1 protein-coding gene is annotated in these 509 nt (G+C 56.4%); it reads left to right on the plus strand.

Annotation, left to right across the window (positions count from 1 at the left end; all coding sequences use genetic code 11):
* Positions 1-235 precede the first annotated feature (235 nt).
* On the plus strand, positions 236-509 hold a 274-nt coding region (locus ACXJ7R_RS36200), incomplete at its 3' end, for a class I SAM-dependent methyltransferase (RefSeq protein ID WP_457155957.1).

Consider the following 509-nt stretch of genomic DNA (forward strand, 5'->3'; position numbering starts at 1 on the left):
GTTTGTGAAACTGGCTCTCTCGATCCCAGGGCGTATGCGATCAAGACATGGTTGCGATTCAGATGATAGCCTTTTAGGCGGTTCGCCCACCAACATTGGCGGCACGGGACTGTCATACGATTGAGAGGTGCTCCACGAAGATGTATCCTGTCATGTGCGGCACAGCTGCACGTAGAGCCAGTTGACTTTCCTTTGCAGCCGCCAATTGGACATCAACCGTGTTCTGGAGCGAGCCATGAGCGCTGGGGTGGAGTATCATCGTCGAGAGCTGGCCTTTGCTCTCGATGCCATGCATCCAAGCCACTCTCTTCCTCCGCTGCCACGTACAGCGACGAGCATTTTGGATGTTGGCTGTGGCATGGGGCAGACTTTGATGGCTCTTCGATTGGACCCGACCATCGAAGCCTGGGGCGTGGACCCCGACATAGAGGCGATAATGGCCGGACGGGAAATCGTAGGGAGCAATATTCACCTGGTCCTCGCCACTGGGGAGCACTTGCCTTTTCCGG

This window comes from Mesorhizobium sp. P5_C1 (assembly GCF_054049815.1).